1 protein-coding gene is annotated in these 923 nt (G+C 44.7%); it reads right to left on the reverse strand.

Features of this window, described 5'->3' with window-relative positions; genetic code table 11:
* Positions 1-15: 15 nt before the first annotated feature.
* Positions 16-906 carry an IS982 family transposase gene (locus tag KO531_RS22185; protein ID WP_219252245.1) on the reverse strand — a complete coding sequence of 297 codons (891 nt, stop codon included), beginning with the start codon at positions 904-906 and terminating at the stop codon, positions 16-18.
* Between the last annotated feature and the right edge of the window lie 17 nt (positions 907-923).

The raw sequence follows: 923 nt of genomic DNA on the forward strand, positions 1-923 counted from the left end.
TAACCTGAGATCGGTTTAACAAGCCATAACTGTAATAGCATTAAACTCTGCGTTAGTGATGTTCAGTTGTGGCTTATTGTCTTTCAATTGATAGGCGATGAGTCCCGCAATCATGTTGAGCATAAAACCATGTACGCTGCGGTGTCTAGAGTGCTCTATTTGAGAGATGTTTTTTAACTGGTCGTTGATGGTTTCTATGATGAAACGTCTAGACAGCATCGCTCTATCCCACAACGACATCGCTTTTACTTTCATATTCTTACGCACGTTTGTCACCAGTGTGATGCCTTTCTCCAGCAATTCACTGGACAGTGCTTTACTGATATACCCTTTATCTGCATAGAGTTTATTCATGTCACTGTGCACCATCTCGTTCACCAGTTTTGTGTCATGTACATTCGCTGGGGTCACTTTGGCCGCCACTATTCCGCCTTGATGATTCACAATCAAATGCAGCTTAAAGCCATAGAACCACCCCATGGTGCCTTTACCTCTGCACGCCAGTCCCGCCAAGGTTTTATGGCGATGAATACGTAGGTTATGACACACTTTGATGCAGGTTGAATCAACAAATTCGATGCCAGTGGGGTCACTCTTGAGGCTGGCAAAGTAACTGCAAAGCGGCACTAAAGCAGTGGGCATCACCTCAAGAAAGCGGGTATAGCTGAGTAAATTAGGAAAAGCGGATTTGTAGAAATGGGCCAGATAGCCGATGTAGAAGTTCTTGAAATCACGGTGGTGAGACATCTGAAAAAGTATGATGATGGTCATCACTTCGCTCATCGTCATACGGCCAGGGCGTTGACGCTTGCGTGTACCATCGGTTAACAGCGTTTTTTCCCATTCTGGAATGAAAACAGCGCAAAAATCATCGACATCGCAAAACACTTCCACTAATTTATGCATAGGCCCTCCGGTGTGAT

This window comes from Shewanella sp. NKUCC06_TVS (genome assembly GCF_019345515.1).
Classification (GTDB): Bacteria; Pseudomonadota; Gammaproteobacteria; order Enterobacterales; family Shewanellaceae; genus Shewanella; species Shewanella oncorhynchi.

What these genes read in the sequence shown, in the direction of transcription:
- KO531_RS22185 (WP_219252245.1), bottom strand. Translation starts at nt 906, where the DNA reads ATGCATAAATTAGTGGAAGTGTTTTGCGATGTCGATGATTTTTGCGCT.